The sequence below is a fragment of the Ornithinibacillus halophilus genome (genome assembly GCF_900129485.1).
GTDB classification, from domain to species: Bacteria; Bacillota; Bacilli; order Bacillales; family Amphibacillaceae; genus Ornithinibacillus; species Ornithinibacillus halophilus.
The window spans coordinates 1-18,259 of the sequence record NZ_FQVW01000018.1; the positions used below are offsets into that span (position 1 = coordinate 1).

At 37.9% G+C, this 18,259-nt stretch carries 15 protein-coding genes; 1 reads left to right on the forward strand and 14 read right to left on the reverse strand.

Annotated elements, in window-relative coordinates; translation table 11 throughout:
* Nucleotides 1-291 precede the first annotated feature (291 nt).
* From BUB12_RS08900 to BUB12_RS08935, 8 genes are all read right to left on the reverse strand, one after another.
* Nucleotides 292-1,773 carry a tripartite tricarboxylate transporter permease gene (locus tag BUB12_RS08900; RefSeq protein ID WP_072890153.1) on the reverse strand — a complete coding sequence of 494 codons (1,482 nt, stop codon included), beginning with the start codon at nt 1,771-1,773 and terminating at the stop codon, nt 292-294.
* Between the two features lie 25 nt (nt 1,774-1,798).
* On the reverse strand, nt 1,799-2,326 hold the full coding sequence (locus BUB12_RS08905) for a tripartite tricarboxylate transporter TctB family protein (RefSeq protein WP_072890155.1): 528 nt from the start codon (nt 2,324-2,326) through the stop codon (nt 1,799-1,801).
* Nucleotides 2,327-2,390: 64 nt separating this feature from the next.
* Nucleotides 2,391-3,371 carry a Bug family tripartite tricarboxylate transporter substrate binding protein gene (locus BUB12_RS08910; RefSeq protein ID WP_072890157.1) on the reverse strand — a complete coding sequence of 327 codons (981 nt, stop codon included), beginning with the start codon at nt 3,369-3,371 and terminating at the stop codon, nt 2,391-2,393.
* Between the two features lie 19 nt (nt 3,372-3,390).
* Complete coding sequence (locus BUB12_RS08915) at nt 3,391-4,413, reverse strand: PdxA family dehydrogenase (RefSeq protein WP_072890159.1); 1,023 nt, start codon at nt 4,411-4,413, stop codon at nt 3,391-3,393.
* A gap of 22 nt (nt 4,414-4,435) precedes the next feature.
* The gene (gene pdxA / locus BUB12_RS08920) at nt 4,436-5,443 is read right to left on the reverse strand and encodes a 4-hydroxythreonine-4-phosphate dehydrogenase PdxA (protein WP_072890161.1); all 1,008 of its coding nucleotides are present in this window, start codon (nt 5,441-5,443) and stop codon (nt 4,436-4,438) included.
* On the reverse strand, nt 5,433-6,752 hold the full coding sequence (locus tag BUB12_RS08925) for a four-carbon acid sugar kinase family protein (protein WP_072890163.1): 1,320 nt from the start codon (nt 6,750-6,752) through the stop codon (nt 5,433-5,435). The genes pdxA and BUB12_RS08925 overlap by 11 nt, the downstream gene beginning before the upstream one ends.
* 1 nt (nt 6,753) lies before the next feature.
* Nucleotides 6,754-7,518, reverse strand: a complete 765-nt coding sequence (locus tag BUB12_RS08930; protein WP_072890165.1) for a DeoR/GlpR family DNA-binding transcription regulator — start codon at nt 7,516-7,518, stop codon at nt 6,754-6,756.
* Between the two features lie 316 nt (nt 7,519-7,834).
* Entirely contained in the window at nt 7,835-9,064 is a 1,230-nt protein-coding gene (locus tag BUB12_RS08935; RefSeq protein WP_072890167.1) for a SulP family inorganic anion transporter, read from the reverse strand.
* A 117-nt stretch (nt 9,065-9,181) separates the two neighbouring features.
* Here BUB12_RS08935 and BUB12_RS08940 point away from each other — a divergent pair, with 117 nt between their 5' ends.
* Nucleotides 9,182-9,613, forward strand: coding sequence for a hypothetical protein (locus tag BUB12_RS08940; protein ID WP_072890169.1), 432 nt, complete (start codon nt 9,182-9,184; stop codon nt 9,611-9,613).
* A gap of 340 nt (nt 9,614-9,953) precedes the next feature.
* Here BUB12_RS08940 and BUB12_RS08945 read toward each other — a convergent pair whose 3' ends face one another.
* From BUB12_RS08945 to BUB12_RS08970, 6 genes are read right to left on the reverse strand one after another with little or no spacing between them, the layout of a single operon-like run.
* The gene (locus BUB12_RS08945) at nt 9,954-11,117 is read right to left on the reverse strand and encodes a J domain-containing protein (RefSeq protein WP_072890171.1); all 1,164 of its coding nucleotides are present in this window, start codon (nt 11,115-11,117) and stop codon (nt 9,954-9,956) included.
* A complete protein-coding gene (locus tag BUB12_RS08950) occupies nt 11,114-12,391 on the reverse strand; it encodes a tetratricopeptide repeat protein (protein ID WP_072890173.1) in 1,278 nt (425 codons plus the stop codon). The genes BUB12_RS08945 and BUB12_RS08950 overlap by 4 nt, the downstream gene beginning before the upstream one ends.
* An 11-nt stretch (nt 12,392-12,402) precedes the next feature.
* Nucleotides 12,403-14,139, reverse strand: a complete 1,737-nt coding sequence (locus BUB12_RS08955; RefSeq protein ID WP_072890175.1) for an Hsp70 family protein — start codon at nt 14,137-14,139, stop codon at nt 12,403-12,405.
* 12 nt (nt 14,140-14,151) lie between these two features.
* On the reverse strand, nt 14,152-15,051 hold the full coding sequence (gene grpE, locus BUB12_RS08960; RefSeq protein WP_072890177.1) for a nucleotide exchange factor GrpE: 900 nt from the start codon (nt 15,049-15,051) through the stop codon (nt 14,152-14,154).
* Nucleotides 15,014-16,483 carry an AAA family ATPase gene (locus tag BUB12_RS08965; RefSeq protein ID WP_072890180.1) on the reverse strand — a complete coding sequence of 490 codons (1,470 nt, stop codon included), beginning with the start codon at nt 16,481-16,483 and terminating at the stop codon, nt 15,014-15,016. Before BUB12_RS08965 ends, grpE begins: the two co-directional genes overlap by 38 nt.
* 13 nt (nt 16,484-16,496) lie before the next feature.
* Nucleotides 16,497-17,936, reverse strand: a complete 1,440-nt coding sequence (locus BUB12_RS08970; RefSeq protein WP_084063282.1) for a DnaJ domain-containing protein — start codon at nt 17,934-17,936, stop codon at nt 16,497-16,499.
* Between the last annotated feature and the right edge of the window lie 323 nt (nt 17,937-18,259).

Here is an 18,259-nt window from a genome sequence, read left to right on the forward strand (position 1 = left end):
CACCAATCGGCAAGTCTTCTTTATCGTACGGAGGCGAAGGAAGTCTTGTGCCTGTGCCTGCGGTTACTCGGCACAAAAGCAATGAAGTTTCGCCACGTAGTTTTTTTGCGATTACTCGGCACAAAGGCCAGAGGAGTAATTCTATGTAGTTCCTTCGCTAGTCTCAGGCGCTCGGAGCTAGACATCTACGAAATTTTATACATTCTTATTTAAGAAAAACAAAACTTATCAACTGTTGAAGCATTCCATCCCCAACAGCAAATAAGTTTGTTAATCTTTCATTTTGTGACGTTATGCCTTCTTTTTCTTTCTAAAATTATTCACTAATGGTACGATAAGTGCAATTAATGCTAAACCTAACAAGATTGCACTAATAGGACGAGTAAAGAATATACTTAAATCCCCATTTGCCATTTGTAAACCACGTCTAAATTCTTCTTCAGCAATTGGTCCAAGTACTAAACCAAGGATAACAGCTGCTAAAGGAAACTTCATTTTATCTAGATAGAAACCAATTAATCCAAATAAAAGCATAATCCAAATATCAAAAATGGAATTTCTTACTGCAAATGTACCAATAATACAAAAGATGATAATTGCCGGACCTAACGTATAATATGGTACTTTCATTATTTTAGAGAATATACCTATAAAAGGTTTTGAGAATACTAGAATCAATATATTTACTAACAATAATGATATGAAAATTGTATAAACTAAACCAGGTGAATTATTGATAAGCATTGGTCCAGGTTGTAGTCCATGCATAACAAACGCACCTAAAATAACGGCTGTTGTTGCACTTCCTGGAATCCCTAGAGAAAGCAATGGAACCATCGCCCCCATCGCAGCAGCATTATTCGCTGATTCAGGAGCAGCAATCCCTTCAGGAACACCTGTACCAAAGTCTTTTTTATTTTTGGACCAACGAGTTGCTTCACTATAACTTACCATTGCAGCTGTAGTTGCCCCAACACCTGGTAGAATACCAATTGAAATCCCTAATATAGAAGAACGGAAAATCGTTCCTTTAATTTGATTAACAATCTTACTATCAAATATTTTCGTTTTGAATTTTTGCATCTGTTGTTTAATAGTATGATCTTCTTTACTTTTACGAAGTACTTCCGATACAGCAAACAGACCAATTAATACAGGGATAAGATCAATTCCGCTAAGTAATTCTAATGAATCAAAAGTAAATCTCTCTGTTCCTGTCAAAGGATCCATTCCAACGGTAGCAATAAATAATCCTAAAGCAACTCCGATAAAGCCTTTGATTAAGTCGCCACCACTTAAAGATACAACAACAGTTAACCCCAGAACGGCTAGTGAGAAATATTCAGGTGATGAAAAGTTCAAAGCAAAGGCTGCAAGTACAGGAGTTAAGAATATTAAACATAACGTCCCAAAAATACCCCCGGTGACAGAACTTAAAATCCCAATACCTAAGGCTTGTCCAGGTTTACCTTTTGCTGCCATTGGATACCCATCAAGAACAGTTGCCACTGCTTCTGGCGTTCCAGGAGTACGGAATAGAATAGCACTAATTAAACCTGAAAATACAGAAGAGGCATAGATTGTCGTTAGCAGGATAAATGCAGGTATAGCATCTAATCCGTAAGATATTGGAAGAAGAATAATAACTAGCATCGTACCACTAATACCTGGTAATGCGCCACCTAAGAAACCAATCATTGTTGCAGCAAATAATATTAGTAATGGGATTGGTTGGAATAAATTTTCAAAACCCAATAATAATCCATCAATCATGACCTTACTCCTTTCTATATTTTTCTTAGTAAATCCAGAAACTTAAATCACGGAAAATACCAATACCTCGTGGAAATGGAATACCAAGCACATAGATAAACAATGCAATGAATAATACATAGCTACCTACTGTTGTTAGCAGAAGGTGAATGCGTTTCTTCATTCCTAACAACCACGCCATAAATAAAAACAGGAATGGCGTAACCACTAAGAAACCAACGATTGGAAGAAGTATTGTATATAATGCAATTGCAATTAAGATATACCAGTGGCTTCCACCTGTTCCCTCTTTAATTTTTCCTTGTACACTTGGTAATTCCTCGTCTTCTTCATTGGAGCTCTCAGCCACATCAAAGGCACCTTTTTTATGGTCAAGAATAGTTTTAATTACCTGAGCAATCCCCATAATTAACATAAACGTTAAAATGATGATGGGCCATTCAGCCGGGCCAACAACTGTGGAAGATCTAGCTTCTGGAATTTGTAATGACTTAATTAAGAAAAACACAGAAAACAGAATTGTAATAAATCCTAATACTAAATTTGATTTCATTCTGTATTTCCTCCTATAAAAGAGGAGGACATCATATCCTCCTCTATTTTATTGATTGAATGATTTATTCAATTTCAGCTAAAATTTCTTCATATTTAGCGATGTCTTCTTCTAATTTCTTCGTGAAGTCTTCTGAACCCATCCAACCATCACGTAGATCTAGGTAAGAGTTCGCTGCATATTCTTTATACTCATCTGTTTCCATTGCTTTTTTAGCTGCATCTTCTAAAAGGTCTACAATTTCTTGTGGAGCATCTGCATGAATCATTAAGTAACGTTCCACACCATCAATTAACTCCCAGCCTTTTTCTACTGTTGTTGGTACATCTGGGAAATCTTCAAGACGTTCTTCAGCGAAAAATACTAATGGTTTGAATTCGCCCTCTTCAATATAAGAAACAGTTGGTCCAACTTCTTCAAGGATAACATCAATATGCCCACCTAATAGGTCAGAGTGCATGTTACCTGCACCTTCAGCAGGAATGTAGTTCATGTCTACCCCAGCTTCTTTAATGAAACGACGTGCTGTAATTTCATCAATTCCCATTGTTCCTACTGCTGCAATACGTACTTCACCTGGATTTTCTTTTGCATATTCTACTAATTCATCAATTGAATCAAATGTACCATTCTTAACTTGTAAAGCATAAGTGTCACTTTGGATACGAGCAATTGGCTTAACTTTGTCTAAACCGAATTTGTTTGTGCCAGCTGCAGTTGTTACTGCGTATGCAGAGTCCCCAACTAATGTATAGCCATCAGCATCTTCTTTCATTGCGTTTTGCATTGCAATAACACCAGATCCACCTTCTTGGTTAATAATGTTAAAGTTTGCACCATCGATAGAATCTTTCATTAAGTTTGTTACTGTACGTACGAATGTATCGGTACCACCACCAGGACCATGCCCAACATAAACCTCAATGTCACGCTCTGGATAATTATCCGCTGAATCCTCAGAACCACCAGCATCATTAGAACAAGCACTAATCACTAGCAATAATAAAGCACTGAAACCAATTAGTAATAAATTTTTCTTTAACATGTTAATTCCCCCTAAAATTTTAATTAGTAATTTTTGATTCTTTATTATTTGAGTTCATTTTTACTACCATTTTAATCGCTTCTTTTGTCGCACCTGGATCAGCGATTCCTTTACCAGCTATATCAAACGCTGTGCCATGCGCAGGAGTTGTTAGAGTAATTGGTAGACCACCACTCATTGTTACCCCTCTATTAAAACCAAGTAATTTCATACCAGTTTGGGCTTGGTCATGGTACATTGCTAGAAGGCAATCGAATGGATCTTTTTCCAAGCGTAGGAATAATGTATCTGCTGGATATGGTCCATCAACATTAATTCCTTCCTCTTGCATCTCTTTTATTGCTGGAATAATAAAGTCGATTTCTTCATTACCAAGCATTCCACCTTCACCTGCATGTGGATTTAATGCAGAAACAACAATCTTAGGATTTTCTATCCCAGCATTTCTCAATGTTTCATCTGCAAAGCGAATTCGCTGAGTAATTCTCTCTTTGGTAATGTAGTCACTCACATTTTTCAAAGCAATATGAGAAGTTGCTCTAGTTACCCATAAGTCTTCCATCACATTAATCTCGCTAAAACCTTCTTTACAATCTAGTAAATCAGCAAAGAAATGTAATTCATCTTGGAAGTGATGTCCACCTCTATGCAATGCCTCTTTATTTAACGGCCCATAGATAACACCTTCCACTTGTTTCTTTTTGGCTAAATCTAAAACGTATTTTAATGTTTCGCCAGTAACCTTACCGGATTCAGATGATAATACGCCCAACTCGTATTCGCTAGGATCTAAGTTTGCTAAATCAATAAAGTATAGTGTACCAACGTTGTTCTCAACTTGATCAATTGTATTCACTTCTTCTACATCTAAAGTTAATCCTGCAATTGTTTCTCCTTGAGAAAGAATTCTTTTATCCCCTACAATTACCCATGTAGCTAGATTACGAATAGCATCATCTTGGAATGACTTTACAATTAGTTCAGGGCCAATTCCTGTTGCATCCCCTAACGTAACTGCAATAATCGGTTTTTCATTACTCATCGTAGTAACCTCCTGAAGTTTTTTATTTTTCTACTAGATAAAAAGTTTTACTATATTTAGCTGCTAGTTTTATACATTCTTCCATGCTCACACTGCTTGCAATCCCTGTGCCAGCTATATCAAACGCTGTACCATGATCAACAGAAGTTCTTAAAAACGGAAGACCATTTGTGATGGAAATCGTTCTTTCAAAATCTGTCATTTTTGCAGCGATGTGACCTTGGTCGTGATAGAGTGATAGAACCGCAGCATACTTCCCATTTAATGCGTGATGGAAAACAGAATCTGCCGGTACAGGTCCAACCGCTTTTATTCCATCTTTAACAGCTGCCTCTATACCAGGTGTAAGCTCGTCCATCTCTTCATTTCCAAACAGTCCACTTTCACCCGCATGTGGATTTAAGCCTGCAACTGCAATTGTTCGGTCTTCTACTCCCAAACGTTGTAATGCTTCATCGCAACGAGATAGATAGTCTTGTACTCTCTCTTTCGTCATCTGGCCAATTGCATCTTTTAAAGAAAGATGTCTAGTTAGGAAGAAAATTCTCATGTTTCTCACTTCAAACATAGTCAATGGATCTTTCGAATTCGTAAGCTCCTCTAACATTTCCGTATGACCAATAAAAGGTACATTCCCTGCTTTTAACGATTCTTTATTTATTGGTGTAGTTGCTAATGCGGAAACTTTTCCTTCTAACGCCATTTCAACCGATAGTTTGATATATTCAAAGGCTGCTCTCCCACAATCAGCATCAACTTCACCAATTTTCAAAGTTTCTACGTTGATATTATCTAAGGAAATAACATCAATCGTTCCATGCTCAAATTTTGCCTCAGTTACTTCAGTGATTTCATGAATGTTTAATTCAAAATTCGTTATTTTCAGGGCATTTTCTAAAACACCTTTGTTTCCAATAACGACTGGAGATGCAACATCGTAAATCTCCTTTTTCGCTAATGCTTTTACCGTTATTTCTGGTCCTATCCCAGCAGGGTCGCCCATAGGGATTGCTATAATGTTATGCTCCATGAAGAATCCTCCCTTTGTCATGTAATGTTTCTTTTAAATAGGTGACGCTTTCATAAATAGCTGTTTTATCACCTATCATTCCACCCTTTGTTACAATTGATAATCCTTGAAATTCACCACCAGATACAACGCCGTGTGCAACTAATGGCATAACTTCACTAACTAGTTCGAAACCATCTGCTTCAACTGCTTCGCAAAATGAGGCCGTTACATCTCCCCCACTAAAGAAACAACCTTTAATGCAACCGTTACCATTTTGGAGAATACGTTTACTGATTTCAGCCAAACCAGCTGTTATTCGTTTAGCTAATAAGTCTTCTGACACACCTTCTATTTTCGATAACTGCTTAAAATCTAGTACTGGGAAACTACTATGATTAGTTGTGACTATAATCGTTTCTTGATTATCTATAAGTTCTTTTGTTTCAAGTACGACTCGTTCAATTTCTTCTTCCCAGGACTTCCCAAACGATGCCAAGCTGTCTGGTCGTGCATACACAGGCTTTATGTGCATTTTTGAAGCTAGATAATCAATCTGTGATTTTGAAATAGAAGTAACACTTCCAACAGATACAAGAACTTTAGATTTTTGTTCTGAAGATGACTTCTTCATTAATTGACTAGTGAATGCAGTTGTCAACGGACCTGGGTCTGCAGGAATCATCATTGAACTAGTTATGTCTGTCATTGCTCTTGCAATTGTTTCAATATGTTGCTCTGTTATCGCATCACATATGACGAGCTTTGTTCCTCTATTAATACAGTTTTCTAATTCCTCTGTTACACTGGCACTTCCCGAACTAACTTTATTTAATTCAATAACAGCCACATCTTCCTCCGTTTGTTTCTCTAGAATAGCTGGTAAATAGGAATCGACTATCGGAGAAATCGGGTCATTTGCAACATCTGTTTCATGTAAGGGCTTACCATTTACTAGTAAATATCCACCGACAACGGTTCTCCCAGATGACGGAAATGTTGGAACAATAACGACTGTTGATCCTTCAATATTGTTTAATAGAACCTCTAATTCAGGACCAATATTCCCACGAAAAGTACTATCAATTCTCTTACAGATTAGATCTGCTTGCCAACCCGTTAAACTATGTACGGATTGTAAAACTCGATGTTGTGCATCCAGTGGAGTAAGGTATCGGCTATCTGTATCTAAACAAATCGCTGAATCAGGTTCGAAAGTTGTAAATTCCTTTTGATAAAATGTTGTCTTTGTCTTAAGACCTAATTTTGTTAACTTAACCCCAGTTCCATTTGCTCCAGTTAAGTCATCTGCTATAACTCCAACTTTCATTTTAATCCTGACCTCCAAATAGAATTTGGGTTTTAGTACTATACTCTTTTACAACAGAAGGTTCTACCTTTGTATCTGTAATAATTCCTTCTACTGTGGTTAGGTCACAAACATTCGAGAAAGCCTTTACATTAAATTTGCTATGATCGGCCAAAATCCATGTTACTTCTGATGCTTTAATCATTAATTGCTTGATTAACGATTTTTCAAAGGTAGGGGCAGTAACTCCCCTGTCTAGATCTATTGCATGTGCTCCTAAAAAGAAAATGTCAGCGTGAATGATTTGTAGCATTTGCTGTGTAGCTGACCCATAAAGTGCTCCAACCCCTTGTTGTAATTCTCCTCCGGTTATGATCACTTTGTTTGAACTATCTAGTAATTCATTTGCAATCGAGATATCATTCGTAACGATTGTTAGATCCTCTCGATTTTTGAGTAGCTTAGCTAGTTCTAAAGTTGTCGTCCCCGAGTCAAGGATAATGGTTGAGTTTTCCTTAATAAGCGAAAAAGCCCGTAATGCAACCGCTTTCTTTTCTGTGCTGTTTTTACTCTTTTTTGAGTAAAAAGGAACTTCCTCTGTTAAAGATTCAACTGAGATTGCCCCACCATGGGTTCGAATCACTTTTCCTTTTTTTTCGAGTTCTGTTAGATCCCTTCGAATTGTCATGGCAGAAACATTAAGCATCTTGGATATTTCTTCAATATCAACCTTCTTATTTAATGTTACTTGTTCTTCTAACCATTTCTTTCTTTCAAGGGGTAACATTTAGATTCAACTCACTTTATATTCGTTTGTTAATTTCAAACATCCTATGTGTTACATTATGTTCGATAAGTTTGAAGTTGTCAATAAATTTTCACAAAAATTGTTGGATTTTGTCATATTTACATTAATATACTCAATTTTTGGTTTGTAAACGTTGTCATAGTGCTGTTTATACAGAAAAGAAATTTCAACTAAATTTTTGTGTGTGAATTTAACATAATTATAATAATTGGAGATAAAAGGTAACAACGATGAAAATAGAGGAGGAAGGAAGTGCCTCTCGAAAGGGTAGTTTTCGCATGAATCGACAAACACTTCACCTTCTAGAAAGCAAAATAGACCCCACAAACCCAACACCCATTCCGACAATTATATCTACCAACAGGGTTGCGAGAAAGGTGGAGATGAAGATAATTGCTTCTCTTAGTGAATTTTTCATATAGTATACAAGTTGATTAGAATGGATTAGGTTCATTACTGCAAAGATGATGATGGCTGCAAGTACGGTTTTAGATAGATAGTAAAACAATGGAGTGATATACAAGATTGCTAGTAGCATTAAACATGCCGTAATGACTAGTGATACTCTCGTTTTTGCACCAGATTCATAGTTTACGGCGCTTCGTGATATGGCACCCGCGACAGGGATGCCTCCTACTAAAGAACTCATCATATTAGAAAAACCTAAACTATATAGCTCACGGTCTACCTTAATCCGTTGGTTTTCTTTTTCTGCTAATGTTCGTGCGACAGAATACGATTCAACAAACGATATAATACTTATTACAAAAGCAATCGGCAACAAACTAAGGATTAATTCTACAGAAGGAACAAAAAACGAGATTTGAGCTAACTCGCTTGGGATTGCTCCTACAACCTCTACCCCTCTTTGGTCGAGATTCAATACATCTACAGTTACGATCGAAACAATAATAATAAATAGCGGACCAAGATTTACCCGGAACAATTTTTTCATGAATACTAAAATGATGAAACAAATCATCCCAATGGAAAATGTTAATAAATTTACGTTTGGAATGCTCATGAAGATGGTTTTTATGTAAGAGAAAAATCCTTCATATCTTGGAAGCTCTACCCCTAAAATGGCACTCATTTGATTTAAGATAATGATGATAGCTAGGGCTGAGATAAATCCCCCGATCATTGCAGTAGAGATATACTGTACTACTCGTCCAAATTTAAGGAAACTCATTAATAACTGTAGGGTCCCTACCATTAACGTTAGAAAAATCATTAACTCTAAAAAGTGTTGTGAACCTGAGTCGGTCATACTTGCTATCCCAGTAAATGCTAATAAAGAGACAATCGAAACTGGCCCCACCGATAAATAGTTTGAGCTACCTAAAATGGCGTAAATAAGCATAGGAAAAGTCGCAGCTAATAAGCCCATTGTGATTGGCACACCTGCAATAATTGCATACGCCATGCTTTGAGGGATTAATAGAAATGTAACGATAACACCAGCTGAAATGTCTCCAGATAAATTCGAGAATTGATAGGGTAGCTTGTTTAATATGTTGTGCATGAAGTTAGGACCTCCAGAACAATAGAGTATACTCTTACTATATTGTATCAGGGAGATTGATATGACTTGTCCCATCTGATACTCTCAAAGGAAAGAACCTTTAGGAGGAACAACTATATGAAAATAAATATTACTAAAAAGCAATACAAACTGTTGACTGAGTTGCTTTATTTGGGAGAATGGACGGCAAATTCATGGAGAACTGATGGTGACCGTTTTAAGGAATATGAAGAAATTGTTCAGTATTTCAACTCCTTTGCAAAAGATTTTGGTTTTGATGATGTGATTGCATACGATCAGAGTATGGGAGATTATTTTCATACGCTTGAATTTGAAAAAACAGTAGAACCATTTATTCAAGAAAATGATAATGAAGTATTTTGGAATCAGCTTACTTATCGCCTTGCCAAAAGAGAACTTAATAATTTAAAAGAAAAACCAAAGACACAAGATGAGTATATAAATAAGCTTTTTGAGATAGAAGAAAAGTATGAAATTGAATTTGAAAAAAATGGAATAAAAAGCCTACATATTAAAGGAATGGAATAATAATAGAAATAGTAAGTGACAGTTCACCTTGCCTGTTTTTTTAGTAGGGTGTGGGGGAAATCGCTCCACCCTAGTGGAATTCGCTCGTAAACAGTAGAAACTTGCTCCTTCCAAGGATGAATTCGCTCCACACGGGTGGAAGTCGCTCCCCAACCAAGCTTATTCGCTCCATACTAAAGGGTATTCGCTCCCCATCCAAAGAAAATCGCTCCTTCAAGACTTCCAATTTATTACATCCCAAAGGAATCAATAAAAGAAACAGAAAAGAGACAAGTCATATTACAGACTTGCCTCTAAAAATCGACATAAATCGGGAAGTGACAGGCACCCCCGGTCCCGACTATAATCCCGAGAGTATAATCAATCCAACAATAACAATGACGATTAGGCATCCGATGGCTTGCAGGATGCGTTTTCCATAGAAGTAGTAGACAAATCCTGCGATGATGCCAACGATTGGTGTAGCAATAATAGAAAGTATAATTCCAATAATAACTGCTGCAAATCCGCTTCCACCAATATCTTTTTCATCACTATAATCGTTTTGTTGATAGTTTCGTGATGTATTTGCCGTCGTTGCTGCTGTTTCTTGTCTTGCATAGTTTTGGTTTGTTTGTTCTGGGTATCGTTTTAAATATGTTCTCACCCATCGATTGATTTCCGGATAATTATCCGTATTCAGTTTATCTACGGTTAGAATTAAATCCCTTGCGATTGGACTATTCGGATGAGCACCTTCACAGTCCCTCATTATAATATCCATTAACGCTTCTCGTTCTTCCTCATTTCGAGGGAGAAGTCGAATGCGCCCAATGATCTTTTTCTTTTTAAAGTCATTGCCCAATTCACTATAGATAAATGCCAACTGAGTCATGATGTTGTAATCGTCCAACGTATCCGAATTCGAATCAAGGCGATTTTCAAGTAAACGCATCGCTTCATCGAACTGATTTAAATTCAAATAGACCTGTGACAAATTCAAATAGTAATTCGACTCATTTGGATTCATGCGAATTAATTCTTTGTACTGCTTCTTCGCATTATAATGATCGCCTATATTGAGATAGCTTAATCCTAAATATGCACGATACGTCTCGTGATTCGGTTCTTTTAACACGAGTTGATATAAAACGCGCTTGGATTGTTGGTAATCTTGTAAACCAAAATAACAAATTGCCTTTGCAAATTGGAAATCTGCATCCTCAGAATAAGCATGTTCCATTCCGTGTATTTGGTCCAGGGCCGAATGAAACTGTTCTTGGTTAATTGTGCCCCATACCTCTTGCATGAAGGTTTCATAATTCCCATCTACTTGCCCGTTTCGATCATAGGCATCCCTTTTTTCAGGGTCCCGCAAAACTTCAAATGCCTCTCTGATTAATTGAAATTCTTCAGGATGGGTCTCATTCGAGTATTGCCGAATTTTTCTGGCATATGCTTTTTTTATTTCGGGCAGGGTTGCATCTTCTGGTACCCCTAGTATTTCATAATAATTTCCTGTCATGATTGTTCCTCCATGAGAGCTTGCTTCATGCTACTTGCGCGTTTTGCTGTCCATTCACCGTCAAATGATTGCAGCAACTCATCAAGAATCGGCAATGCTTGTTGTACTTCCCCTTGATCAACCAAAAATTCTGCTTGCTTCAGCAAAACATCATCATAATATGGAGAATTTGGATAATTCTCTAGAAAACTAGCAAATAGTTCTTCATTATTACGCATGTCCCCTAGCATTTGATTGGATACAATTAAATAATACAATGAATCATCGGCTACGTAATTCTCTTGGTTTAAGAAATAACTATCTTCAAAATAAGAAGCAGCAGCTTGATAATTTCCGTTAACAAAAGCAAGTCTACCATCGTTATATGATTGAATGCTTGCTTGATTGATGACATGATCGAGTGGAATGTTCGCTACTTCAAATAGTTTCTCATGAAAAGTTAAACTTTGTTCCAGTTCCTCTTTTTCTTGTTGAAGGCGATCTAAGTCTTCTGACTGACTGTCATTTACGGCTGTTGCTTCTGCAAGCTTCTGTTCCACTTCTTCCAAATAAGCACTTGTCGCCACATCAGGGTCATTGTCGTTCGTCTCTTCAGCAACTTCATCGTTATTCGAATCAACTTGACTGACTGATGGCTGTGAATCTTCCCCTATAAACTGTCCACCAAAGGCTCCAACAGCTACTGCCAACACAAGACCTGCTGCTAGTTTCACTCCACCAAAACGATTCTTTTTAATAGAAACCACTTGCTGCACAGATTCTGAGCGTCTCTTAAGAAGGGGTTTCACTTCCTTAGAGCGAGAAACATAAACCGGTAAATTAGCGATTATCTCATCAAACATTTCATGCTCATCCAAATAAAGTAACACTAATAAATACGCCTGATAAAAGGACACCGGGAGAGGGAAGTCCTCAGACTGCCTTCCCACCACTTTTTCAAGCCTGTCTTTAGCTTTTGAGAAATCCTCCTGTTGGATGAAATCAATGGCCTCATTATACGAACGATAAAACTGTTGATATGTTTCTAGTTTCTCTCTAACACTCGCTCTTTTCTGAATAACCTGTGGTACTTTTTCCTCGCTTAGCCCATTCCACCGTTCCAACGCTACAAATGGGTTCCCTGTCGCTGCTTCCAGTAACCCCATCATCCAGTTTCCTTCCTGATGATTCGGGTAACGAGAGAGAATATTCCTAAGGGAAGATTTAGCAGATTCATAATCTTCTTGTTCAATAAACTGCAATGTTTTTTGATAGATTTGTTGATATTCGTTCATAACGCTACCTACTAAACTAGCTCGATAAGAAGATCGGTCAATTCATCTTCGTATTTTTCAACATTCGAACGGTTATTTTCAGCAAGGGCTTGTTTTAATTTCGCTAATAAATCCTCAATACGTGCTTTATCACTACCTGACGCATCATTCATCACTTTTTCCGCACGATAAATAACAGCTTTCACATCTTGATATAGCTCAGAATCCTGCCAGTCTTGTTCTAGACGTTCTTTTGCAGCTGCCACTTCACTTTCAGAAATACCGCCACCCTGGGTAGTTACAATCTGAGACAACTTATTACCAGTACTGTTAACAATAGCTTCTACCTGAAGGTTTCCGTTAATATCATATTGGAAGGAAATATCAATGCTTTCTTGTCCTCTTGGTTTTGGTGGGACACCGTCAAGTTTTAAGGAAGTAATGTGAACATTTTGCTCTACTTTTGGTTGTTCCCCTTGATAAATTGAAATATCTACTCCTACCTGGTTATCGGTCGTTGTAAAATATCGTTTCGTTTTCTTTGTGGGAATCGTTGTATTTCTTGGGATAATTGGGTCAAAATAACCAGAAACGTCACGGCCACCAACGTCTTTTACAATTTCAATTCCCAATGTGTATGGAGCAACGTCTGTTACCATTAATCCATTGCTCGCTCCGATGTCTCCACTCTTAATTCCTGCTTGAACGGCTGCACCTAAAGCAACTGTTTCATCCGGATTAATATCTTTTCGTGGAACTTTGTTGAAGGCTTTCTCAACGATTTCTTGAACATAAGGAATTCGAGTAGAACCACCAATTAAAAGAACTTCATGGATATCACTGTGCGTTAACTTCGCATCCTCTAGTGCTTTATCAACTTCTACCAATGTCGAATCTGCTAGATCTTTAATCAGTCCCTCAAACTCTCCACGGGTAATTTCTAACTGCAAGGTAATCGGCAAATTATTATGAATGGCGATATATGGCAAATTAATTTGTGCCGATACTTGGGAAGATAAAGTCTTTTTCGCATTTTCTGCTTCTTCTTTAATTCTCCATTTACGTTGAAGGATTTCTTCTTCAGATCCTAGCGTTAGTAAATCAACACCATGTTGTTTCTTCGCCTGTTCAAGGATCCAGTCCAATATCGCATTGTCAAAGTCCATTCCACCAAGCTTGTTATTCCCTGCACTCGCTTTTACTTCTACGACTCCTTCAAAAATCTCGACAACTGATACGTCAAACGTACCACCACCAAGGTCATACACTAGAAGGTTTTGATCTTTATCCATATTTTCATAACCATAAGCAATCGCAGCTGCAGTAGGCTCATTAATAATTCGTTCCACTTTAAAGCCAGCTAGTTCCCCTGCTCTTTGTGTTGCTTTACGTTGCTGATCAGAGAAATAAGCAGGAACGGTAATAACCGCTTCTTTAATTACCGTATTTAATGTATCCTCTGCATGCTCTTTCAAGTATTTCAAAATACGGGCAGCAATTTCTTCTGGATGGTATTCTTTACCAGCGACTTTTACTTTTTCATCTGTACCCATTAAACGCTTAACTTCCATTACCGTCGTATTCGCATACGTAGCAATCCCATTTTTTGCTATTTGTCCAATAATGATTTCTCCAGTATTTGGTTGAATCTGAAAAACAGACGGTGTAGTACGATGTCCATCTTTATTCTCTAAGATAACTGGTTCTTCATCCTTTAAATATGCCATTGCTGAGTTTGTTGTTCCTAAGTCAATTCCTAAAATTGCCATTAAAAATTCCCCCTATGAAATCGTAATTACTCTTGCTTTTCGTATTAGTTCTTGGTTATCGACATAACGGAATCCTCGTTGCGCTACCGTATGCACGTGGTATTGTTCAATTTCTGTCTCGCTATCAGCTGGAACTGCACCAATACTTTCCATAACTTTCCCATCAAACATGTGATGCAGGGCTGGAACCTCTTCAATTCCCATTTCTGATAATAATCGAAGGGCATTGTTCACTGCTATTTGGACAGATTCCTTCCATGTTTCGTCAATATCAACCTTTTCGACACTTTGTAGAATTTGGTCCAGTTGATCAAACGTATTTAATAAGGTTTGAATATAAACATCATCTAAGGTATTTCCTTCTTCCTTTTCATCTTCATCCATTAAGGAATCTAGCTGCGCTTGTAGTTCCTGAATCATTTTAAACGTTGCCCTATTCCCTTTTTTCACATCGTCTTTGATGGCCCCAATGATTTCTTCTAAATTCGTGGATGCTGCTTGTTCTTCACCTTTCTCCGGAATTTCCGGAGTAGGCATCTTTACAAGGCGCATTAGTTCTTCTTTTATATCTGTTTGGCCTTCGATCGTCAATGTTACCTCTTCCCTTCCTAACTGTTTCAGTGCACTAGTATATTGGTCAATTAATTGCATTTCTGATTTTTTTATCGCTCCTACCCATTCCACGGATGGTTGAAATACGTTACGAACCTCTATGAAATAATCGCAGAAAATAAGATAGATTGAAATGGTATTATATTGTAGTGTTAATCGATAAAACGATTGGAGGTCTTGCTGCACTTCTTCCATTTCCGAACTACAATCCTTTTGCTTTTGATTTGCTTCGACTTCAAAATCTTCTTTTTTCTTTACCAAATCAATGACTTTCAATTGCTCTTGATCGTCTTTGTTCACTAGATACCCCCTCCGTCATTTCTCGTTCTATTACTCGCATAATATCAGCATCAAGAAGTGATAAATCAATCCCTGTCATACCGTTGTTCACATCTGACACCGTACTACTTGCTTTGTTTAAGACGGCATCTTCTAAAATATTACGAACAAGACGCCCGTTCCCATGGGTATGTGGATTTTTAAGAACACTTTTCTGAAGTATATTTCGTAAAATATCTTGAGCATCTTTCTCCATTTTATATTGCATTTCTTGGAGCAAAAGTGTGCTTATATCCATTAGCTCATCAACGGTGTAATCATGGAAATGAATATGATTTTTGATTCTGGAACGAAGCCCCGGATTGGACTTTAAAAAAGCATCCATTTCTTTTGGATATCCAGCAAAAATAATGACGAGTCGCTGACGATTATCTTCCATCGCCTTTACAATCGTATCAATGGCCTCAATTCCAAAGTCATTTTGGGAAGAACGAGTTAGACTATACGCTTCATCGATGAATAACACCCCATCCATCGCTTCTTGAATTTTTTTCCCCGTCTTTACAGCCGTCTGCCCAACATACTCAGCGACCAAATCCCCACGGTCAACTTCGACTAGATGGCCTTTCTTCAACACACCGAGTGCTTTAAAAATTCGTGCGATTAAGCGAGCAACTGTCGTTTTTCCCGTTCCCGGATTCCCTGCAAAAACCATATGCAAGCTTAAGTCATCAGACTTAAATCCTTGATCCTGACGCAGTCGATTAAACACGACCCAATCGGAAATTTCCTTCACACTATTTTTTACTTCATGTAAACCAATAAGCTGATTCATTTCGGCAAGGACTTGTTCTAGACTTTCACTTTCCTCAGGATTCTCCTGGGTAAACTGGGAGAGTACTTTGTCGTTCTCAATCGCCTTCTCCATTTCGTCAATCCATCCGAGGACATAGTTCGTCTGGTCTGTCTTCGTTCCCTCCGACTCTGCCACCCGCACAGCGAATTTTGCACGCCTTACTGCTGCAAGCACCTCATGGACATTGGACTTATTGACATAATCCATATTTTCAGTTATTTCACGATCAACTTTTAATAGATTTTTTCGGAGGGTCACATGGGCATATTGAAAATAATTTTCTGGAAGTTCATGGTGATATTGTAAGGCTGTTAATCGATGAAGCTCGGCACGTTCAATATCATGGTTTTGCTCAAACAGTTTTGCCAACCAAATATGCCACTCGGCAAGCTTTTTATCGACTTCTGCTTTCAACACCTGATATTCACGGCTTTGTGCCTCTGTCCGTTGAAATTCCTGTATTCTTGTCCGCATGCGATAAGCACGCAATAAATGATAATGAATCATCGCTTCATTTTCTTCTTGTAAGCTACCCTCGATATCTTCGATTAAATCATCGAAGGAGTGCTGCAATAGATGTAATTTTTCATTTTGCATACTTATCTCACCTTTACGTAAGGCTCATACCTTTTAATTTTTCGAAAAAATCTGCATTTAGATCGTATAACGCTGGGTAGGAGGTCTCTATTTGTCGGATCGACTGGTACACTTCATGTCTATTGGTATAGCCAATCTCATCCATAATATCGTCAAAATACGTGTCTCTTTCTTCCTGTGAAATTTCTGCTAAGTAAAGAGCAACAAGCCGTTTAATTCCATTTGTAATCTGACTATCTTCTTTCATCCGATCATATTGCTGATTTATTTGGTTGTATTTTTTGGCTAGTTTTAAGGAATGCTGGAAGACTTCTTTTCGAACCTTATACAAATGTGGATAATGGATGACCATTGTTTTGATCGATTGAATAATAGCATGTGGTTTATACATGCACATAAACTCTAGTTCCTGGAAAAACTTCTTGCTATATTGATCAAATTCATCCTCATCTACTTCGTTACCATGAAGATACAAAATCAAGATATTTTTTATCGCATCAGCAATTTGCCTATCTTCCTCTAGTTCGGCCATTTCCTTAAAAATAGGCGCTTTGTTCGAAATTTCTTGCTGAATTTCTAAAACAAACTCGTGAGTTGGGCTGATTTGGGCGGCTTTGTTGATTAAGCGTTCTGCCATTTCATAACGTTTTGCATTAGACAACCGAATGGCAAGCGATGTTAACTCTCTTGTCACTGTATCTTTTCGGTCTGAATGTTGTAATGTCCATTCGTCAATTTTAGCGAGCGACCTATCGATTGCTTGCTGATTGTTGCTAACGATATGAACTTCCAGCAGCATGAATATGTAGACAACTGTTGAGTGGTCCTCTTCGTTTAGGTGCTTCAGTTCCTTTTCGATTGCCTGCTGTGCCTCTGCATATTGCTTGTTTTTCACATAGGCATCAATTATTGACTGAAAGATGTTGATGTCACTTGAATCGAGCTGTCGTGCTCGGTATAGATATTTGATTCCTTCTTCTAAGCGACCAGCGCTAATCAAAGTTGAACCATAATTATATTGATAGGTTGCGTTTTCTGGGCTTTCTTTCATCAAATGCTCAAACTGTTTATAGGCCTTATCGTATTCTTGGTCATAGGCCAAACTGAGGGCATAATAATTTCTAGGCCTTTCCAGAGTAGGCTCAATCATAAGGACTTTTTTAAATGCTTTACCTGCCTTTCTGAACTCGCCTTTTTCCATGAGGGCTTGTCCTGATTCAATCAAGAACTGAATTTCTTCCCCGTAGGTAGAAAATGCGTCATATTCCGCTTTCATCTTTTCATTGCTCAATGTTTCATAGGCCTCACGAACTAGACGAAACATCTCTGGTTCTCTCTCCGGAGAATGCTGCCGAACCTTCTTGAAATAAGCCTGCTTTATCTGAATTTGCTCAGCGTCTCTATTAATCTCAAGAACTTGATAAAAATCCGTTCCCATCATCCCACCAACCATTACTATTAGACTATGTAAGACTATTATACTACTTATTCTACAATAATTTTAGAGAAAAATGTGGAAATTTGACACTGCATGAGGAGGACGGTGGGTTGGTTAGGTGTGGCGCACGTCTTGGAGTGGGTTCGGTTCGAGGAATTCGCTCGACGATGGGGTAGAGTCGCTCCTTGGAGGGTGGAATTCGCTCCTGGGGGATGAGAATTTGCTCCTCGGTGTTAGGAATTCGCTCGACAATGGGGTAGAGTCGCTCCTTGGAGGGTGGAACTCGCTCCATGTTGGGCAAAACTCGCTCCACAATGGGATGAGGTCGCTCCTTGGAA